Origin of the sequence: Knoellia pratensis (assembly GCF_042666395.1) — a bacterium.
GTDB classification, from domain to species: Bacteria; Actinomycetota; Actinomycetes; order Actinomycetales; family Dermatophilaceae; genus Knoellia; species Knoellia pratensis.
The window spans coordinates 996,969-1,015,277 of record NZ_JBHTDJ010000001.1 but is presented as its reverse complement, the minus strand read 5'-3'; the positions used below and the strand labels follow the sequence as shown (position 1 = coordinate 1,015,277).

The following is an 18,309-nucleotide window of genomic DNA, read 5'->3' as shown; positions in this document are numbered from 1 at the left end:
CGGCTCGGTCACGAAGGCCCCTGCGCGCGCGTAGACTCGATGCTTCCGTGCGCTGGGAGCACGGCACATCCGCAGCACTGCAGGGAGGGCCTCGAACGTGACGACCACGCGCCCCGGTGCCACTGACACCTCGGCTGATGTCGCCCGTGAGATCGCGATCGAACAGGCTCACGTCGATCGTGTCTACGCCGAGCTCCAGAAGGCCTCACTGCGCGCCAACGACGTCGAGGCCGACGGCATGGCCCGCGGCAAGACGATGCGCACCGGCGACGTCCGCGACGAGGAGATGACCGGGCTCTTCGAACGCGATGCCCTGGTGTATGCCGCCGCGAAACGCCGTGCCGCGATCGAGAAGCAGTACGAAGGCCTCGTCTTCGGGCGCCTTGACCTGGGCGACCTGGAGACCCCTCCCGCTGAACGGGACGTCCGGCACATCGGCCGTCTCGGAGTGCGGGACGACGACTACGAGCCCCTCGTCGTCGACTGGCGCGCGCCCGCCGCAGCGGCGTTCTATCGCGCGACGCCGGTGGACCCGATGGGCGTGCTCCGCCGCCGGGTCCTGCGCTGCAGCGGCGCCACCGTCATCGGCGCCGAGGACGACCTCATGGTCCCCGAGGCGCCCGAGGGCCTTGTCGTCCTTGGCGACGGCGCCCTCATCGCCGCTCTGACCCGCAGCCGTGGACGACAGATGCGCGACATCGTCGCCACCATCCAGCGCCACCAGGACGAAGCGATCCGGGCACCCTCACGAGGCGTCACCGAGATCACCGGCGGACCCGGCACCGGCAAGACGGTCGTCGCCCTGCACCGCGCGGCCTACCTGCTCTACTCCGAACGGCGCCGCTTCGAGTCGGGTGGCATCCTCGTCGTCGGACCCTCGTCCGCCTACACGGCATACATCGAGCGGGTCCTGCCCTCACTCGGCGAGGACAGCGTCTCGCTCCGCGCCCTTGGTGACCTTGTGGATGGCGTGACCGCGACGCGTCTGGACCAGCCCGAGGTCGCAGCGGTCAAGGGATCGCTGCGCATCCGGCGCCTCCTCTCGCGGGCGGCCACACGTCCGCCGGAAGGCGCCCCGACCCAGCTGCGCGCCTTCATCAATGGACACGCCGTGCGACTCGATGAGGCTGTCCTGCACCGCATTCGGCGCCAGGTCCTCCGCACGAGCCAGCACAACGTCGCCACCAAGCACGCCCGGGAGGAGCTCGTCCAGGCGGCCTGGAAGTCAGTCCGTCAGGGTGAGCGCGACGAGTTCTTCGACGCCTTCGACTCCTCGCGCGACATCGACGAGTTCATGCTGTCGTGGTGGCGCCAGCTCGACCCACGCGAGGTCCTGCTGACCCTCGCCGACACGGACCACGTCTATGGCCTCGCCCGAGGCGTGCTCGACCACGAAGAGGCCGCGGCTCTCGCCCACTCGATGCGCGAGGCCCTCTCGCTCGGCTCGTGGTCGGTCTCCGACATCGCGCTCATCGACGACCTCTGCGCCAAGCTGGGCCAGGTCCAGGAGCCCGAGGTCGAGGAGCGCGGCTTCTACGACATCGAGGAGTACGACGACCTCGCGTCCTACGGCGTGCTGGATGTCCGGGCCGGTGTAGACCGCCGTGTGCGGGACGACGACAACCGCAGCGCCGTCACGCCGACCGACGCCCGCGACCGCCTGCTCCACGGACGCATCGACCGCCCGTCCAGCAGCGCCCACGTCCTCGTCGACGAGGCCCAGGACCTCTCACCGATGCAGTGGCGCATGCTGGCCCGCCGCGGTCGCAACGCGTCCTGGACCGTCGTCGGCGATGCTGCGCAGGCCTCCTGGGGAGACCTCGAGGAAGCGCGTTCGGCGCGTCTTGAGGCCTACGGAACGCAGCAGCTGCGCGGCTTCCACATGGACACGAACTACCGCAACGCCACTGAGATCTTCGACTACGCCCGCGACGTCATCCTGCCGCTGGTGCCCGACGCCGACATCCCGGTTGCGGTGCGCGAGACCGGAGTTGACCCGATCGACCGCGTCGTCGAGGCGCCGCCGATCGCGTCTGCCGAGGCCGCCGTCGATGAGCTCCTCACCGAGGTCGAGGGCTCGATCGCCGTCATCACGCCGGCACGCTGGGCCGATCGGCTCGCGCACCTCGACGGCGCCGGCAACGGTCGCGTCCAGGTCATCGACCCGCTGTCGACCAAGGGCCTCGAATGGGACGCGACCGTGGTCATCGACCCCGACGCGATCATCGACGAGTCACCCGGCGGAGTGCGCGTGCTCTACGTCGTGCTGACCCGAGCAGCGCACCGCATGACCGTCCTGCGCCCGAACTGACCCCCCGCCCGCTTACGTCTGCGCATGTGGCGGTTCTAGCACCCACATCCGCAGACGCTGCGAGCTGGGGCCGGGTAGCGTCTGCGCATGTGGCGGTTCTAGCAACCACTTCCGCAGACGCTGTGGGTGGGGTCAGTCGAGCAGGGCGTGGCGCTCGATGATCTCGTGGCGGCCGGGGCCGACACCGATCGCCGAGACGCGGGCCCCGATGAGCTCTTCGACGCGCAGCACGTAGGCCTGCGCGTTGGCCGGCAGCGACTCGAACGTGCGGCACTCGGAGATGTCCTCCCACCAACCGGGGAGCTCTTCGTAGATCGGCTTCGCGTGGTGGAAGTCGCTCTGCCCCACCGGCATCTCGTCATGACGGACCCCGTCGACCTCGTAGGCGACACAGATGGGGACGGTGTCCAGGCCCGTGAGCACGTCGAGCTTGGTGATGACGAAGTCGGTGACACCGTTGATGCGGGTGGCATAGCGGCCGATGACGACATCGAGCCAGCCGCAGCGACGCGGGCGGCCGGTCGTGGTGCCGTACTCAGCACCGGTCTTGCGCAGGAACTCGCCGTTGTCGTCGTCGAGCTCGGTCGGGAACGGACCTTCACCCACTCGTGTCGTGTAGGCCTTGAGGATCGCGATGACCCGCGACACCCGAGTCGGCGGGATGCCGGACCCGGTGCACGCGCCACCTGCCGTGGCCGATGAGGACGTCACGAACGGGTAGGTGCCGTGGTCGACGTCGAGCAGGGTCGCCTGGCCGGCCTCGAGGAGCACGTTCTTGCCGTCGTTGAGCGCCTGCTCGAGCACGAGCGCAGTGTCAGCGACCATGGGACGCAAGCGGTCGGCATACGAGAGAAGTTCTTCCACAACACGATCGGCGTCGGCAGCGCGCGTGTTGTAGATCTTGACGAGCACCTGGTTCTTGAGCGACAGCGCCGCCTCGACCTTCTGGCGCAGGATGCCCTCGTCGAAGATGTCCTGGATGCGGATGCCGACGCGGTTCATCTTGTCGGCGTAGGTCGGGCCGATGCCGCGGCCGGTCGTGCCGATCTTGCGCGCACCGAGGAAGCGCTCGGTCACCTTGTCGAGGGTGCGGTTGTAGGGCGCGATGACGTGCGCGTTGGCGCTGATGAGCAGCTTGCTCGTGTCGACTCCGCGCGCGTTCAGACCATCGAGCTCCTCGAAGAGCACCTCGAGGTCGACGACGACACCGTTGCCGATGATCGGGGTGACGGTCGGCGTGAGGATGCCGGAGGGCAGGAGGTGGAGGGCGTACTTCTCGCGCTGGCCGTCCTCGCCTTCGATGACGACCGTGTGGCCCGCGTTGTTGCCCCCGTTGAACTTGACGACGTAGTCGACGTCCTCGCCCATGAGGTCGGTGGCCTTGCCCTTGCCTTCGTCGCCCCACTGGGCTCCGACGAGCACGATTGCCGGCATGTGGTTGTGTCCTTCCTTGCGCGGAAGGCCCGCGCGTGCGTGACATGCGAGGAACCCGGCGCGTGGTGACGCGGCGGGCCCCCGATGCCACCAAGACTAGCGTGGCCCCGGTCACGCCCCGTCCGGTGACTCCCTAGCGGATCCTCGGTCGTTGGGTGGCGAGCGCGGCTCCGAGCTGGAAGCGGGTGTCGACTCCGTGCACCGACATCAGCGCCGCGATCCGCCGACGGACGGTGCGCAACCCGATGCCGAGGAAGCGGGCGATCGCCTCGTCCTTGAGGCCCATGCCGAGCAGCTCGAGAAGACGCTGGTCGCCGGGCAGGCTGGCCGCGAAGGGCACGGCGTGCGCGTGCTCCCACGCGAGGTCGAAGTAGGCGATCAGCGTCGAGATGAGCAACGGGTCGCGCACGAGGACGTAGCCCGAGGTGAGGTCACCCCAGCGCGCCAACCCGACCGCTCCCGTCTCGCCGAACACCGCGAACTCCGAACCCACCTGGGGCAACAGTCGCTGCTCCTCCCCCACGCCGGCCCAGGAGCGCAGCCACTGCACCCCCTGGGGCGTGTCGAGTGCCGCCGCAGGATAGATCGTCCGCTGGAGGTTGCCATCGCTGATCCACTGCTGGTTGTCGCGCATCGTGGCGTCATCGAGGGCCGGACCGGAGTCCACGACCATGGCGACATTGCGCAGCACGCCGCTTGCTTCGTGGAGCAGCCGCTGGACGACCGTCGGCGCGAGGTCGTCGCTGATCGGCTCGACGCCTGGCCTCGGATGGGCCGGGTCGGCCTCGCGCAGCCGGTCGATCAGACCTCGGACCTGCCCGAGGTCCCGCAGTCGCTCTTCGATCCGCGCGTTCTCGCGGTCGAAGTACTCCTCGAGCAGTCGACCCGGCGAGGTGACATCCGGCGAGTTCAGCGGCATGGGTGCCTCCAGCACGAGCGCGACGGCAGGTTGCTGCCATTGGCATCTAAGTGTCGCAGAAAACTCTGTGCAGAGTGCATGATGGGCGCACGCTCGTCCCAAGGTGGCAGGGGACACTCTCGGACGGGTGCGCGCTTCGGCGCGGCATCCCTGGCAGGGGAAGAGGGGCTCGGACCATGGTCCGAGCCCCTCTCGCATGCATTTTCACCACCGGGTATGCCGCCTCGCCGGCTTGGTCGTTCGGGTCTCTGACCTGCGCGCTACAGTCCCAGCTCTCGCGCGCCTGTGGCCGACGAGTCACGCAGGAAGTCGGCGCAGCGACGCTCCTCATCGACCTCGCCGATGGCTCCGGCCGCCTTGGACAGGGCGGCGAGCGCGCGCAGGAAGCCGCGGTTGGGCTCGTGCTCCCACGGGACCGGACCCTGGCCGCGCCAGCCGTTCTTGCGGAGCGAGTCGAGCGCCCGGTGGTAGCCGGTGCGCGCATAGGCGTAGCCCTCGACGGTGCGACCGTCGGCGAGGGCATCCTCGGCGAGGGTGGCCCAGGCCAACGACGACGTGGGGTTGGCCGCGGCGACCTGGTCGGCGGCCACACCGTCATCGAGCAGGCGCGCTGCGGGGTCCTGCGGGAGGCGGGTCTCGGGGATGCCGAGGAGATTCTCCGTCATGGGTGCGTGACCTCTCAGGCCTGGTGGGTGCCGGCGGAACGAAGGTTCTCGCAGGCCTCGCGAACGCGGGCGGCCAGGCCTGCCTCGGCCTCCTTGCCCCAGGCACGCGGGTCGTACTGCTTCTTGTTGCCGACCTCGCCGTCGATCTTGAGGACACCGTCGTAGTTGCGGAACATCCACTCGGCGACCGGGCGGGTGAAGGCGTACTGGGTGTCGGTGTCGATGTTCATCTTGACCACGCCGTAGTCAACGGCCTCGGCGATCTCCTCGGCGGTCGAGCCCGAGCCACCGTGGAAGACGAGGTGGAAGGGCTTGTCGTTGGGAGTGTTGAACTCCGTGTGGACCGCGTCCTGGGCTGCCTTGAGGACCGCCGGCTTGAGCTTGACGTTGCCCGGCTTGTAGACGCCGTGCACGTTGCCGAAGGTGAGGGCAGTCATGTAGTAACCCTGCTCGCCGGTGCCGAGCGCACGCGCCGTGGCGATGGCGTCGTCGGGCGTCGAGTACAGCTGGTCGTTGATCTCGTTGGCGACACCGTCCTCCTCGCCACCGACGACACCCACCTCGATCTCGAGGATGATCCTGGCGGCCTTGCAGAGCGCCAGCAGCTCCTCGGCGATGACGAGGTTCTCCTCGAGGGGCACGACCGAGCCGTCCCACATGTGCGACTGGAAGATCGGCAGGCCGCCGGCCCTGACCCGCTCCGTGCTCGCCGCGATGAGGGGACGCACGAACCCGTCGAGCTTGTCCTTCGGGCAGTGGTCGGTGTGCAGCGCGATGTTGACCGGGTAGTTCTTGGCCACCACCTCTGCGTAGGCCGCGAGCGCGAGCGAACCCGTGACCATGTCCTTGATCGTCGAACCGGATGCGTACTCACCACCGCCGGTGGAGACCTGGATGATGCCGTCACTCCCAGCCTCGGCGAAGCCGCGGATCGCCGCGGTGATCGTCTGGCTCGACGTGACGTTGATGGCCGGGTAGGCGAACGAGCCGTTCTTGGCCCGGTCGAGCATGTCGGCATAGATCTCGGGTGTGGCGATGGGCATGGGGTCTCCTTGTCAACGGTGAGCAGGATCTCCCGCCGATCCTTCCACGAGGGTCCTCGGGACAACAGGCCATGCCCAGCCAGCGACCGCAAACCACCGCGTCAGGTCTTGGGAACGACACGAGTTGGCGGCTCATCGTGGCGAACCTCAGCACGTCGACGCTCCAGATGTCGCCGCTCGATCTCGTTGTCGCAGAGGGATATCGCCGTCGCAAGACTGTCCCTTGCCGCCTCGAGGTCCCCCGCCCGGGCGAGGAGCTCGCCGCGAACCGCGGGCAGCCGGTGCCCGGGCAGGTCCAGGCCGTCGAGCAGTGCCAGCCCTGCCCGTGGCCCGTCCGCCTCTGCCACCGCGACTGCTCTGGCGACCCGGACGGCAGGTGAGGGGGAGAGCTGTTCGAGGGCGGCATACAAGGTGGTGATGCGGTCCCATCGGGTCGCTTCCGGTGATGGTGCGGTCGCGTGCTCAGCCGCGATCCGCGCCTGCAAGCGGTAGCTCTCGGACAGGGGCGACGACCCTGGCCGCGTGGCGTCGAGGAGGGCCACCGCCTCAGCGATCTCGTCGTGGTGCCAGCGGTGACGGTCCTGGTCGGGGAGGAGGACGAGCGATCCGTCGGGGCTGACCCGGGCGTCCCGCCGCGAGTGCTGTAGCGACATGAGGGCGATGAGGTGCGCGAGCGCGTCGGTCGGTCGAAGGCGGTGTGCCACTCGGGCGAGCCGGATCGCCTCACCGGCGAGCTCGGCGCGCAGGAGGTCGGGTCCGCTCCCGGGCGCGTAGCCGGCCGTGAACGCGAGGTATGCCGTGTGTGCCACGACGTCGAGTCGCTCACCGATCGCTTCGGTCCCGGGGATGGCGAAGGGGATGCCCGCGCTGACGATCTTCTTCTTGGCCCGGGTGATCCGCGCCGCCATCGTTGGTTCGGGCACGAGGAAGAGTCGCGCGACGTCCGCGGTCGAGATACCCATGACGAGGCGGAGGGACAGGGCAGCGGCGCCCTCGGCGGGCAGGGCCGGGTGGGCGCACATGAGGACGAGGCGGAGCAGGTCGTCGTCGACGATGGAGCCGTCGTCGACCATGAGGCCCTCCTGTCGTTGCCGGTGCGTCGCCTCGACGAGGAGGAGTGGCTCCTTGCGGGCGGCCATGGCTTCGGCGCGGAGCCGGTCGAGGATGCGGCGCCGGGCCGCTGTGACGAGCCAGGCGCTGGGGTTGTCGGGTTCGCCGTCGTCGGGCCAGCGCGCCTGAGCGGTCGCGACGGCCTCGGCGAGCGCGTCCTCGACGAGGTCGAGGCGTCGGAACTGGGCGAGGAGCAGGGCCACGAGTCGGCCCCACTCCTCGCGCACGACGCGCTCGAGAGCGGTCACGCGGTCGCGGCCTCCCCCATCGAGATGGTCGGCCGGATCTCGATGGCGTAGCCGGACGGCAGGAGGGCCGCCCCCTCGATGGCGACGTCGAGGCTCGGGAGCTCGATGTCGTAGTAGCCGCCAACGGTCTCCGTCGTCTCGGCGAACGGACCGTCGGTGACCACGCGCTGACCCTCGATGTGGCGGACGGTCGTCGCATCGCTGACGCTGGCCAGCGGAGCCGTCGCGATCGTGCGCCCATGGAGGGCGACGAACGCGTGGAAGCGCTCGTGATCCTCCATCCACGACTGCTGCTGCTCGACTGACGCCTCGCCCCAGATGCTCTCGCGGTAGGCGAGGAGGAAGACGTAGCGCTTCACGACGACACCCGATCCTCGTCACCGATGACGCGACGCACCTCGACGCCGCCCATGCCGGCGCGGTCGTGATCTGGTCCGGCGACGAGGCCCACCAGCTGGAGCAGGTCCTCGAGGTCGTCGGTCTCGACCTCGTAGTAGCCGGTCAGCTGTTCGGCGGTCTCCGCGAAGGGACCATCGCTCACCATGACCTTCCCGTCGGCATCTGCCCGCACGAGCTTGGCCTCACGCGAGTGGGTGAGCTCGGCACCACCGACAACGGTGTGGCCGTGCGCCCTCAGCTGCTGACCGAACTCGTCGTGTCGCGCATAGACCGCGTCACGGTGCTCCTGGGTCGCGGCCTCCCACGCCGACTCGTCGCCGGGCAGCAGGATGACGTAGCGCTTCATGACGCCCGGTCCTCGTCGGTGACGACCGGGCGGACCTCGATGCCGTCGCCGAGCTCGGCGAGCATCTGGCAGCACTCGAGGAGGTCGTCGAGATTCTCCGTCCTGACCTGGTAGAAGCCTCCGACCTGCTCGGCCGACTCCGCGTACGGGCCGTCGGTGACGGGGCCCCCGCCGGCACGGATGGTCCTGGCGGTGGAGGAGAGATTCAGTTCGGCTCCACCAGTCACCTCGTGTCCACGCTCGGCGAGCTCTTCACCGAAACGGTCGTAGACGGCATACCCGGCCTTGCGTTCCTCGTCGGTCATCGTGGTCCACCAGCGATCGGCGTCTCCGATGATGAGGACGACGTATTCCTTGGTCTGTGCGCTCATGTCAGATCCTCTTCTGTCTCGGCCATCCGGCGGAACTCGATGTGTTCACCACGGGACGCGAACTCCTCGCAGACGCGACGCAGGTCGTCACCGTCCTCGGAGTCCAGGAGGTAGAAGCCGACGATCTGCTCGACGGATTCAGTGAACGGACCTTCGGTGACGAGCGCTGGCCCGCCCCGCTCGCCGGGGCGCATCGAGACTGCGCGCGCCGACGGCTCCAACGGGCCGCCAGCCACGATCTTGTGTTGACCCGCGGCGAGGTCACGATGGAACTGCTCGTGGGAGCGCATCCCCTTCTCGTGCTCCTCGGCTGGGAGCTGCGCCCACTCCGCCTCAGGTGCGGGCAGCAGGACGAGGAAGCGACTCATCGGGTTCTCCAAGTGGTCGTGGTGAGTGAGGGCGCGAGTGCGACCTCACTCACCTGACGAGCGAACCACAGCCGAATCGACAACACGACTCGAAACGCGTCAGAAGGGGATGGGTTGGGGCGGGCGGGGTGGTCGCGGTGGGAAGTCGACGTGGTAGCGGTTCCAGCTGGGGTTGAAGTCGAGGTCGATGCGTGGTGGTGGGCCGCCGAAGGTGTTGCCGTTCATGTCGAACGCGAACGGGTACGCGCGGGGTTGGGCGTTGTCGGGTCCGCCGAGGAGTTCGATGAGCTCCTCCTCGAAGGTGGTGGGGATGTCGCCGCCGTCGGCTCGCGCCGAGGACGTGGTGGACGCGGACGGGTCGCGGTGGGTGTGTCCGGCGGTGACGAGGTGGAGGTGGTCCACGGGCCACGTGGTGCGTTGCAGCCTGGTGGGGTCGGTCCAGGTGACTGTGCCGTCGGGGTGGAGTGTCACGGTCCAGCCGTCGCGTTGCTTGATGCGGTGGTGGCGTCGGCACAGGCACATGAGGTTGATCGGGCTTGTGGGTCCGGTCGGCCAGGGGCGGACGTGGTCGAGGTCGCACTGGTGTGCGGGCACAGTGCACCCCGGGAAGCGACAGGATCCATCGCGTAGTCGGGTGAGTCGGGCCATGCCGTCGGGCACCCGGTAGGACTGGCTGAAGTCTTCGAGGTTCTGGTCGGAGCGTTCGGCTTTGCGGTGGGCACGTCGGGCGCGAGCCTGTCCGCGAGCCAACGCTGCGGGTACGTCACCGTGCACGAGTGCGCCGGTGTCGCGGTCGCAGGTCAGTTCCCGGTCGGGGTCGGAGGTGCCGGCATTGTCGAGCCATTCACGGCGCACGAAGGTCGTGCCACCTTGTCCGAGGCCACCCACCTCAACCAGGTCCTCCGCTGCACCGCTCGCCGCGGCGGTGTTGGTGTCGGCGGTGGTGGCGGTGGTGTCACCGTCGTCGGCGGCGCGGGTGGTGTGGACGATGACCTTGACATCACTGTGTTCGAGGATGAGTTCCATCATCGCGTCCGCCCGGGCGAGTTCGAGGCTGTGGGCCTTGTTCTCCCGCACCAGCTGGCGGGCGCGTTCGGTGACAGCAGCCCACGCACCACGCGCGTCCTCGACACGGAAGTCACCGCGCCAGTGATCAGTACCGTTGACGCCGGTGCGACGCGTCAACCCGCGCCGGGCGCGCTCGTCCTCCACATGCGCGGTCACCGCATCCGGGTCCACCAGCGCCGCGGTCCGGGCCAGGAATTGACGCAACGGGCCCACGGTCAGCTGCCCCCACACGTCCTTGACCCGGTCCACCACCTCCGCCGCGGACTCCGCCGACAAGAACTCCGTCTCCTCCGTCACAACCCGGGCACGGTACTCATCCAGGTCACCACAGGCCATGGCATCGACCACGGCCGGGGTGCGGGTCATCTGCCGGATCGCATCCAGGATCCGGTTCGTCGCCACGAACACCGAACACCCCAACCTGGGTGCCGCCAGCTCCGGCCCGTCCAGGCGTTGGTAGCCCAACCCGTGATGCACCTCCGCAGGCATGCCGTCCTCCTGCCGGTGCGCATCGCGCGCGGACAGGTGCGCCAACGCCACCGCCTGCCGGGCCGACGCCGCGTCCTTCTCCCGCTGCGCGAGCTCGATGACGTCCAGGAGCTCATCGGAACTCAACTGGTCAGCGCACGCACGCAACGCGGCATACCGGCCCTCAAGGGCGGCGGTCGCAGCGGTGGTCTCCATGACCCAACAATACTCGAACGTGAGTTCTAGAGTCAAGGTTTTCGGGCTACGCTCTGGGCTGAATTCGCAAGTGGCACAACGATATTCACCATACAGGCACGACAAGCCGCACCCTCGTCAACCAGGCTGACAACAGCCACTGACAGCGTCGGGAACCCTAGTTCCTCAAGGCGTCCGGAAGTGGCGCGGAGTGGACGACGGTGAGATCGGAAACGGCACGAGTGAGGACGACGTACAGACGCCGCAGGCCCGTGCGCTCGTCCGGCTCGGCGGCCGCGATCTCGCCCGGCTCCAACACGAGGACGTGGTCGAACTCGAGGCCCTTGGCCACCGTCGCGGGAACGACGTCAACCTGGTGGTCAACGTCCCCATGAGTGGCACCGAGCGTGCCGTGCTCGATCCCGGCAGCATCGAGCGCTCGGGACACCTCGGCGACCCGCCCGTCAGGAACGATGACGCCGCTACTGCCTTCGAGGACACGCAGCCGATCCACCTGCGAGACAGTCTCACTCACCAGATCGGCGGGTCCCACGGTAACCAGATCGAGCCGACCAGGGTTGTCTCGCACCGATTCCGGAGCCGCGAGACCGGGCGCCGCCTGGGGCAGCAGCCGCGCCGCGAACTCGATGACGCTCGCCGGCACGCGGAACCCGCGGCGCAGCTCTGACACCACGCCGTCGGGTTTGCCGAGGTGGTGGAGACTCTCGGCCCACGACGCCGTCGACCACGGCGTCGTCCCCTGCGCAATGTCACCAAGCACCGTCGCGGCCCCCGTCGAGCAGCGTCGACCGACCGCTCGCAGCTGCATCGGTGAGAGGTCCTGGGCCTCGTCCAACACGACGTGGCCCAGGCTCGGTGTCCGGTTGAGGAGGTCGCCCAACTCATCCAGCAGCACCGTGTCGGCGAGGGTCCACTTCGCCGATCCCGCTGCGCGAGAGGGCTTTTCCCAGAGCAACAGCTGCTGCTCCTCGTCGCTCAGCACGCCTTCGGCCGCGGTCGCGAGTGCATCACTGTCCGACAACAACCGGTGCAGCAGCGCACGGGCGTCGACCTTGGGCCAGAGCGACGCGGCATACGCCTTGACCGGAGCGCTGCGCGCGATGGCGTCCTGCACGCGGTCATCGGGGTACTCCCCCAACGCCTCCATCTTGACCAGCACGGCGTGAGCAAGCCGCTGCGGCAACAGCACCCGAGCGGCGTCGTAGCGGATATCGCGACCCGCGAGCCCATCGACCAGAGGAGCGATGTCGTATGCCGCGACCCGCCACCTGCGCGCCCCGCGCGGCACAACCATCGCCTCACCGGGCGGCACGAGGTGCGACCACACGGCGCGGTGCAACACCGCGGCCATCCGCGCGTCACCCTTGAGCTGTGCGACGGCTGTCGCCTCCGTCGCGCGGATCGGCACCGATGCGGTGAGTGCCTCGATGCTCGTGTGCCGGACCTCGACCTCACCAAGTGTGGGCAACACTGCACCGATGTGTTCGAGAAAGGCGTCGTTCGGGCCGATGACGAGGACTCCGCTGCGACCGAGCCGAGCGCGATAGGCATAGAGCAACCACGCCGCGCGGTGCAGACCGACCGCCGTCTTACCCGTCCCCGGTGCGCCCTGGATGCAGACCGTCGTCGTCGCGTCGACACGCACCAACGCGTCCTGCTCGGGCTGGATCGTCGCGACGATGTCACGCATGGGGCCGACGCGCGGGCGCTCGATCTCGGTCGCCAGGATCCGCGAGCGCGCTTCCGGCTCACCGACGTCGAGCAGGTGCTCGTCCTCCATGGCGGTGATCGAGCCGTGGTCGTAGCCGAAGCGTCGCCGCAGCCGCACGCCCATCGGCTCGGTGTGCGACGCGCGATAGAACGTCGTCGACACCGGCGCTCTCCAGTCGATCACCAAGGGGTCGCCCGCGTCGTCGGTGACGTGGCGACGGCCGATGTACCAGCGCTCGTCGGTGTCGAGGTCGACGCGGCCGAAGAAGAGCGCCGTCGTCGGGTCGTCCTCGAGCGATCGGGCCCGACGCCACAGGGTCTCGGCGAGCCGCTCCGACGAGACCGCGTCACCGCCCTGGATGTCGAGCGCCAGGGTGCGTTCGCGCATGCGGGCCAGTTCGGCTCGCGCGTTCGCGAGATGGTGCTGTTCTTCCGTGAGCTCCTCGTTCATGGGCATGACGAAGTGCCTCTCCTGAGCTCAGGGTGTGTTGGGGGGAAGAGACAGCCTAGGTGATCGGCTGGTCGAAGACGTGCCGTCGCACCCAGGCGTGCATGGCGATGGCTGCGGCAGCGCCGGCATTGATCGAGCGGGTCGAACCGAACTGCTCGATGTGCAGCGTCGCCTCGCACTCCGCACGCATCGCCTCGGACAACCCCGGCCCCTCCTGCCCGAAGACGAGCATCGCGTTCCTCGGGAGGTCGTAGGTCTCGAGCGGGCGGCTGCCGGGCAGGTTGTCGATCCCGATGAGGCGTATGCCGTTCGCACCAGCCCACGTGGCCAGGTCACCTGGCGCGGGGTGGTGGTGCTCGTGCTGGTAGCGGTCCGTGACCATCGCACCCCTGCGGTTCCACCGGCGCCGGCCGACGATGTGGAAGGCGGCGGCGCCCATCGCGTTGGCGGTGCGGACGACCGAGCCGATGTTGAAGTCGTGCTCCCAGTTCTCGATGGCGATGTGGAAGTCGTGGCGACGCGTGTCGAGGTCGGCGACGATCGCGTCGTGCCGCCAGTAGCGGTAGTCGTCGACGACGTTGCGCCGATCGCCGTCGCGCAGCAGGTCCGGGTCGAGCCGGTCGTCGTCGGGCCACGGCCCCTCCCAGGGGCCGACGCCAACAATCGCCTCGCGCTCGTCACTCACGGGGCCAACAATGTCAGGCATGAGCAACGAGACGTACGACGACATGTGGGTGGCGCCCGACGAGGACCCCCGCGAGAGCGACAGCCCGCCGATGGACGAACGCGACAACTACGCGGCATACCTGCGTCATCGTCGACAGACGCTCGAGCTGAAGTGCGACGGGCTGAACCCGGAGCAGATGGCTCAGCGTTCCGTCCCACCGTCGTCGATGTCCCTGCTCGGACTCGTGCGACACCTCGCGGAGGTCGAGCGCGGCTGGTGGCGCCGGACCCTGGCCGGCGAGGACGCCGAGCGGCTCTGGGGACCGCCGCGCTCCGACGCCGACTTCAACGATGTCGTGGGCGACCAGGAGTCGGTCGATGCCGCTTGGGCGGCGTGGCGTGAAGAGGTCGCGTATGCCGAAGCCTGGCTCGCCGCGCACGACGACATGGGTCAGGTCATCGACGCGGGCCACCACGGCGAACTCAATGTTCGCGACGTCGTCGTCCACCTCATCGAGGAGTATGCCCAGCACCTCGGGCACGCCGACCTGCTGCGCGAGTGCATCGACGGTCGCACCGGCCAGTGAGCCGTTCAGCGGACGTTCAGAGACACGGCATACCCTTGCGCCCGTGATGATGCCCTCGCTCGGCCCCGACTTCATGGACCCCCAGTGGCTCCTGGACCGCTTCGGCTCCCAGTTCTTCTGGGTCAGTGTCCTCATCGTGTTCATCGAGTGCGGACTGCTCTTCCCGATCCTCCCGGGCGACTCGCTGCTCTTCGCGATCGGCCTGTTCATCAACCGCGGCGACATCGGCATCAACATCGGTTTGGCGTGCGTGATCCTCAGCATCGCGGCCTTCCTGGGCAACGTCGCCGGCTACGAGATCGGCCGGGCCATCGGCACCCCGCTCTATGAGCGCGAGGGCCGCTTCATCAAGAAGAAGTACTTCGACCAGACGCACGCGTTCTTCGAGAAGTACGGCGCCAAGGCGCTCGTCATCGGCCGGTTCGTGCCGATCGTGCGCACCTTCATCACCGTCGTCGCCGGCGTCGGCAAAATGGATCGCCGCCACTTCTTCGTGTGGAGCGCCGTCGGAGCCGTCCTGTGGGCCACGACCATCACGCTGCTGGGCTACTTCCTCGGCGGCATCACGTTCATCCACGACAACCTCGAGGCTGCCGTCCTTCTCATCGTGTTCGCCTCGGTGCTGCCGATGCTCTTCGAGTACCTCCGGCACCGCAACAAGGCCCGCGAGAACGCCTGAGCCAGGTCGGCGCAGTTCAGTTCAGTGCAGTCAGTGCAGTTCAGCTCCAGCTGGGCGGCGGTGGGGGTGCGCCCGTTCCCTGACCGCCGCCGAGGTCCTCGCTGGACGTTGGCGGGGCCGCTGCGGGGGGCGGCGGGGCGCTGCCCATCGGCGCCGGGGGCGGCGGCGGGGCCTGGGCGGCTTCGTGGGCGCTGCGCACCGCGCCGGGAGGCGGCGGCGGAGCCCCGGGGGCGGCATACGCCGAGGTGAGCGTGAGGTCGAGTCCGCCCGCGGACTCGAGACGCTGCAGCTCGCCCATGATTCGCTGGTGCTCGTCAGCCGAACCAGGACGACCCTGCGCGTTCAGGTAGGCGAGCACCCCGAGATCACGCAACAGTCGGTCGGCCGGGGCGCCGCCGCTGGGGCCTCCCCCCAGGTTGCCACTCATCAGGTTGGGATTGGCTGCCTGGAAGTCTGTCGCAGCCTTCTTGGCGTCGGTCGCGGCCTGCTTGGCCGCCGCTGTGGCCTTGTCGAGGAACCCCATGTCTGCCTCCTGCGCTGGTCGTGCGCTCGTGGTGGTGAGTCTGTTGAAACGATAGCCCTGCGATCACGCGGTGGAATACGTTTGCAGACAAGCGCCCGGCCCCAGTTTCGGGCAGAGACACCAACTGCGAGGGGTACCGAAGATGACGATCCACGGCTCGCTTTTCCAGGACTTCAAGGAGAAGGAGGCGGCCGACCCGTTCTCCCTGCAGAACAAGAAACTGCTCCGCGTCGACATGCGCTACGGCGAGGTCATGGCCCGCGCCGGATCGATGGTCGCCTACCAGGGTGACGTGCGCTTCGCCAAGAAGGGCTCCGGCATGGGGAAGTTCCTCAAGTCCGCCGTCACGGGCGAGGGCCTGACCATGATGACCTGCTCCGGGCAGGGCGACCTGTTCCTCGCGGAGGCCGCTGCCGAGGTCCAGATCATGTATCTCGAGAACGACGCCATCTCGGTCAACGGCAACAACGTGCTGGCCTTCAGCAGCTCGATCACCTGGGACATCCACCGGATCCAGGCCCGCGGTGCGGCCATGACCGGCGGCCTCTACAACGTCTCGCTCCAGGGGACCGGCTACGTCGCGGTCACGACCAAGGGCGACCCCGTGGCCCTCGATGTCGCCAGTGCCCCCACGTTCGGGGACGCCCAGGCCGTTGTGCTGTGGACTGCAGGCGTGCAGATGGATGTCCGTGTCGACACCGGAGGCCTCGGCTCCCTGGTGCGCGGTGGGTCCGGTGAGACGTTGCAGATGGCCTTCACCGGCCAGGGCTACGTCCTCGTCCAGCCCAGCGAGTCGGTCGTCGACGGCGCCCACCAGCAGCAGGGTGGCGGCGGCAGTGGAGGCGCAGGCGGCCTCCTCGGCCAGGTCCTCGGCTGAGGGTCAGTTCCGCGGCAGCGTGATCAGACCGATCCTGTATGCCGCCGTGACCGCGGCGGTCCTGTCCGTCACCTCGAGCTTGGCGAAGATCCGCAGCAGGTGGGTCTTGACGGTTGCCTCGCCGATGAAGAGTTCGCGACCGATCTCTCCGTTGGACAGCCCGCGTGCCACAGCACGCAGGACGTCCAGTTCTCGGGGGGTCAGTTCGACCTGTGCTGGGGCGCGCAGTCGCTCGGCGAGTCGGGCCGCCACTGGTGGCGCGAGGACCGTTTCACCCAGGGCGGCGCGGCGGATGGCGTCGGCGAGGACGGCTGGCGGGGTGTCCTTGAGCAGATAGCCGCGAGCGCCCGACTCGACGGCCCGCACGATGTCGGCGTCGGTGTCGTAGGTCGTGAGGACGAGCACCTCGGGCGGGTCCGGTTGGGCACGAAGGCGAGCGGTGGCCTCGGCACCGTCCATGACCGGCATACGCAGATCCATGAGGACCACATCGGGAGCGAGCTTCGGCGAGAGGGCGAGCGCCTCGGCGCCGTTGCCAGCTTCTCCGACGACGTCGAGGTCCTCGAGTTCGCTGAGCAGCGCAACCATTCCGGCGCGCACGACGGGGTGGTCGTCGACGACAAGGATGCGGATCATCGGGGCAGCTCCATGACGAGTCGGGTGCCGCTCGGTGTTCCGCGAGCGATGGTGACGTCTCCGCCGAGTTCGGTTGCACGAGAGCGCAATCCGTCGAGGCCGAACCCACTGGCTGTCGCGGGGTCGAAGCCGGATCCATCGTCGATCACCTCGAGGGCGATGCGCTCGGGCTCATAGGCGAGGGTCACGGCCGCGGTCTGCGCGCCGGAGTGGCGACGAACGTTGGACAGTGCCTCCTGGGCGCAGCGCAGCACGACGACCTCGGCGTTGCCACCCAGCGGGGCTGGTTCCCCTGCGACGGACGACGACACCTGTATGCCGGTCTCTCGCGTCATCGTGTCGGCGAGCCGTGCGAGCGCCTCGACGAGCGTGCGCGACTGGAGGTGACCGGGGGTGAGCTCGGCGACGATGACGCGCGCCTCGGCGAGGTTGTCGACGGCAGTGCTCTCGATCATGGCGAGCCGCTCCCGAGCCTTGTCGACGTCATCGCGATCGAGGGCGGAACTGGCGGCCCGGGCCAGCGCGATGACCGAGGTGAAGCCCTGGGCCAGGGTGTCGTGGATCTCGCGGGAGAGGCGGCTGCGCTCGTCCTGCACACCGTGGGCGCGCTCTACGGCGGCGAGCTGAGCCCTGGTGGAGCGCAGCTCGTCAATGACCATGGCTCGCTCCTCCGCTTCACTGATGATCCGGTGGATGAACATGCCCAAGGAGGCCGACAGGACGAACGAGATGACGACGGACACGAGGGCGCTGGGCACCTCCGCGACCGGATCGGCGGCCGGCACGACGGCTGCGGTGAACAGCGCGGCCAGGGCCAGGCCCGTCCCGATCAGCGCCGACCTCTTCTCAAACGTGGCCCAGATCTGGGGGAAGAGGCAGAAGAAGAGCAGCCACGACTCGAAGCCGGGGTCGATGACGATGACGGTGAGGAGGCAGGCCCACGCGCACAACTGGTAGAGCACGGCATACCGAGTGCCTTCGCGTTGGATCGCGCGGCGACCAAAAACGGTGTAGGCGACCGCGATCCCCACAAGCAGGACGACGGTCGGCAGGCGACCATGCGCCCCCGGCCCTTCGAGCAGCACGACGGTGACCGCCGTCGCGATCAGTGCGTAGCAGCCGAGGTGCCACCACTTCGCCTGCCCGCGCCACATCGCGGCGAGCTGGTCGCTCGAGAGCTCTGCCATCGGGGTCGGCGACTCGGTCACGGTGCC

At 68.7% G+C, this 18,309-nt stretch carries 19 protein-coding genes; 4 read left to right on the top strand and 15 right to left on the bottom strand.

Annotation, left to right across the window (positions count from 1 at the left end; translation table 11 throughout):
* The first annotated feature begins 97 nt into the window (after positions 1-97).
* The gene (locus tag ACFQRE_RS04800) at positions 98-2,311 is read left to right on the top strand and encodes a HelD family protein (protein WP_380119491.1); all 2,214 of its coding nucleotides are present in this window, start codon (positions 98-100) and stop codon (positions 2,309-2,311) included.
* A 132-nt stretch (positions 2,312-2,443) separates the two neighbouring features.
* On the opposite strand, the gene ACFQRE_RS04795 is transcribed toward ACFQRE_RS04800, so the two are convergent.
* The 12 genes from ACFQRE_RS04795 to ACFQRE_RS04740 all read right to left on the bottom strand — a co-directional run bounded on the left by ACFQRE_RS04795 (position 2,444) and on the right by ACFQRE_RS04740 (position 13,833).
* Entirely contained in the window at positions 2,444-3,745 is a 1,302-nt protein-coding gene (locus ACFQRE_RS04795) for an adenylosuccinate synthase (RefSeq protein ID WP_380119489.1), read from the bottom strand.
* 133 nt (positions 3,746-3,878) lie between these two features.
* On the bottom strand, positions 3,879-4,664 hold the full coding sequence (locus tag ACFQRE_RS04790; RefSeq protein WP_380119487.1) for a helix-turn-helix transcriptional regulator: 786 nt from the start codon (positions 4,662-4,664) through the stop codon (positions 3,879-3,881).
* Positions 4,665-4,924: 260 nt separating this feature from the next.
* Entirely contained in the window at positions 4,925-5,329 is a 405-nt protein-coding gene (locus ACFQRE_RS04785; protein WP_380119485.1) for a DUF3151 domain-containing protein, read from the bottom strand.
* A gap of 14 nt (positions 5,330-5,343) precedes the next feature.
* Positions 5,344-6,372, bottom strand: a complete 1,029-nt coding sequence (gene fbaA / locus ACFQRE_RS04780; protein WP_380119483.1) for a class II fructose-bisphosphate aldolase — start codon at positions 6,370-6,372, stop codon at positions 5,344-5,346.
* A gap of 101 nt (positions 6,373-6,473) precedes the next feature.
* Positions 6,474-7,730 carry an RNA polymerase sigma factor gene (locus ACFQRE_RS04775; RefSeq protein WP_380119481.1) on the bottom strand — a complete coding sequence of 419 codons (1,257 nt, stop codon included), beginning with the start codon at positions 7,728-7,730 and terminating at the stop codon, positions 6,474-6,476.
* Positions 7,727-8,089 carry a YciI family protein gene (locus ACFQRE_RS04770; protein WP_380119479.1) on the bottom strand — a complete coding sequence of 121 codons (363 nt, stop codon included), beginning with the start codon at positions 8,087-8,089 and terminating at the stop codon, positions 7,727-7,729. Before ACFQRE_RS04770 ends, ACFQRE_RS04775 begins: the two co-directional genes overlap by 4 nt.
* Positions 8,086-8,475 carry a YciI family protein gene (locus ACFQRE_RS04765; protein ID WP_380119477.1) on the bottom strand — a complete coding sequence of 130 codons (390 nt, stop codon included), beginning with the start codon at positions 8,473-8,475 and terminating at the stop codon, positions 8,086-8,088. Before ACFQRE_RS04765 ends, ACFQRE_RS04770 begins: the two co-directional genes overlap by 4 nt.
* Positions 8,472-8,846 (bottom strand): YciI family protein, encoded by a 375-nt coding sequence (locus ACFQRE_RS04760; protein WP_380119475.1) that lies wholly within the window; start codon positions 8,844-8,846, stop codon positions 8,472-8,474. The genes ACFQRE_RS04765 and ACFQRE_RS04760 overlap by 4 nt, the downstream gene beginning before the upstream one ends.
* Positions 8,843-9,214, bottom strand: a complete 372-nt coding sequence (locus tag ACFQRE_RS04755; protein WP_380119473.1) for a YciI family protein — start codon at positions 9,212-9,214, stop codon at positions 8,843-8,845. Before ACFQRE_RS04755 ends, ACFQRE_RS04760 begins: the two co-directional genes overlap by 4 nt.
* 99 nt (positions 9,215-9,313) lie before the next feature.
* Positions 9,314-10,966, bottom strand: a complete 1,653-nt coding sequence (locus ACFQRE_RS04750; RefSeq protein ID WP_380119471.1) for an HNH endonuclease signature motif containing protein — start codon at positions 10,964-10,966, stop codon at positions 9,314-9,316.
* A 157-nt stretch (positions 10,967-11,123) separates the two neighbouring features.
* Positions 11,124-13,127, bottom strand: a complete 2,004-nt coding sequence (locus ACFQRE_RS04745; protein WP_380120429.1) for a HelD family protein — start codon at positions 13,125-13,127, stop codon at positions 11,124-11,126.
* A 55-nt stretch (positions 13,128-13,182) separates the two neighbouring features.
* The gene (locus ACFQRE_RS04740; RefSeq protein ID WP_380119469.1) at positions 13,183-13,833 is read right to left on the bottom strand and encodes a TrmH family RNA methyltransferase; all 651 of its coding nucleotides are present in this window, start codon (positions 13,831-13,833) and stop codon (positions 13,183-13,185) included.
* Here ACFQRE_RS04740 and ACFQRE_RS04735 point away from each other — a divergent pair.
* Both ACFQRE_RS04735 and ACFQRE_RS04730 read left to right on the top strand, forming a co-directional pair.
* Positions 13,832-14,380, top strand: coding sequence for a DinB family protein (locus tag ACFQRE_RS04735; RefSeq protein ID WP_380119467.1), 549 nt, complete (start codon positions 13,832-13,834; stop codon positions 14,378-14,380). The two genes, ACFQRE_RS04740 and ACFQRE_RS04735, sit on opposite strands and share 2 nt — an antisense overlap.
* Positions 14,381-14,429: 49 nt before the next feature.
* Positions 14,430-15,059 (top strand): DedA family protein, encoded by a 630-nt coding sequence (locus ACFQRE_RS04730; protein WP_380120427.1) that lies wholly within the window; start codon positions 14,430-14,432, stop codon positions 15,057-15,059.
* A 40-nt stretch (positions 15,060-15,099) separates the two neighbouring features.
* Here the strand turns inward: ACFQRE_RS04730 and ACFQRE_RS04725 are convergent, their stop codons facing one another.
* The gene (locus ACFQRE_RS04725; protein ID WP_380119465.1) at positions 15,100-15,582 is read right to left on the bottom strand and encodes a hypothetical protein; all 483 of its coding nucleotides are present in this window, start codon (positions 15,580-15,582) and stop codon (positions 15,100-15,102) included.
* A 142-nt stretch (positions 15,583-15,724) separates the two neighbouring features.
* Between ACFQRE_RS04725 and ACFQRE_RS04720 the strand changes: the two genes are divergently transcribed.
* Positions 15,725-16,459, top strand: a complete 735-nt coding sequence (locus tag ACFQRE_RS04720; protein ID WP_380119463.1) for an AIM24 family protein — start codon at positions 15,725-15,727, stop codon at positions 16,457-16,459.
* 3 nt (positions 16,460-16,462) lie between these two features.
* On the opposite strand, the gene ACFQRE_RS04715 is transcribed toward ACFQRE_RS04720, so the two are convergent.
* Together ACFQRE_RS04715 and ACFQRE_RS04710 are read right to left on the bottom strand one after the other, a co-directional pair.
* Complete coding sequence (locus tag ACFQRE_RS04715; protein ID WP_380119461.1) at positions 16,463-17,095, bottom strand: response regulator; 633 nt, start codon at positions 17,093-17,095, stop codon at positions 16,463-16,465.
* A complete protein-coding gene (locus tag ACFQRE_RS04710) occupies positions 17,092-18,303 on the bottom strand; it encodes a sensor histidine kinase (protein WP_380119459.1) in 1,212 nt (403 codons plus the stop codon). Before ACFQRE_RS04710 ends, ACFQRE_RS04715 begins: the two co-directional genes overlap by 4 nt.
* Positions 18,304-18,309 lie beyond the last annotated feature (6 nt).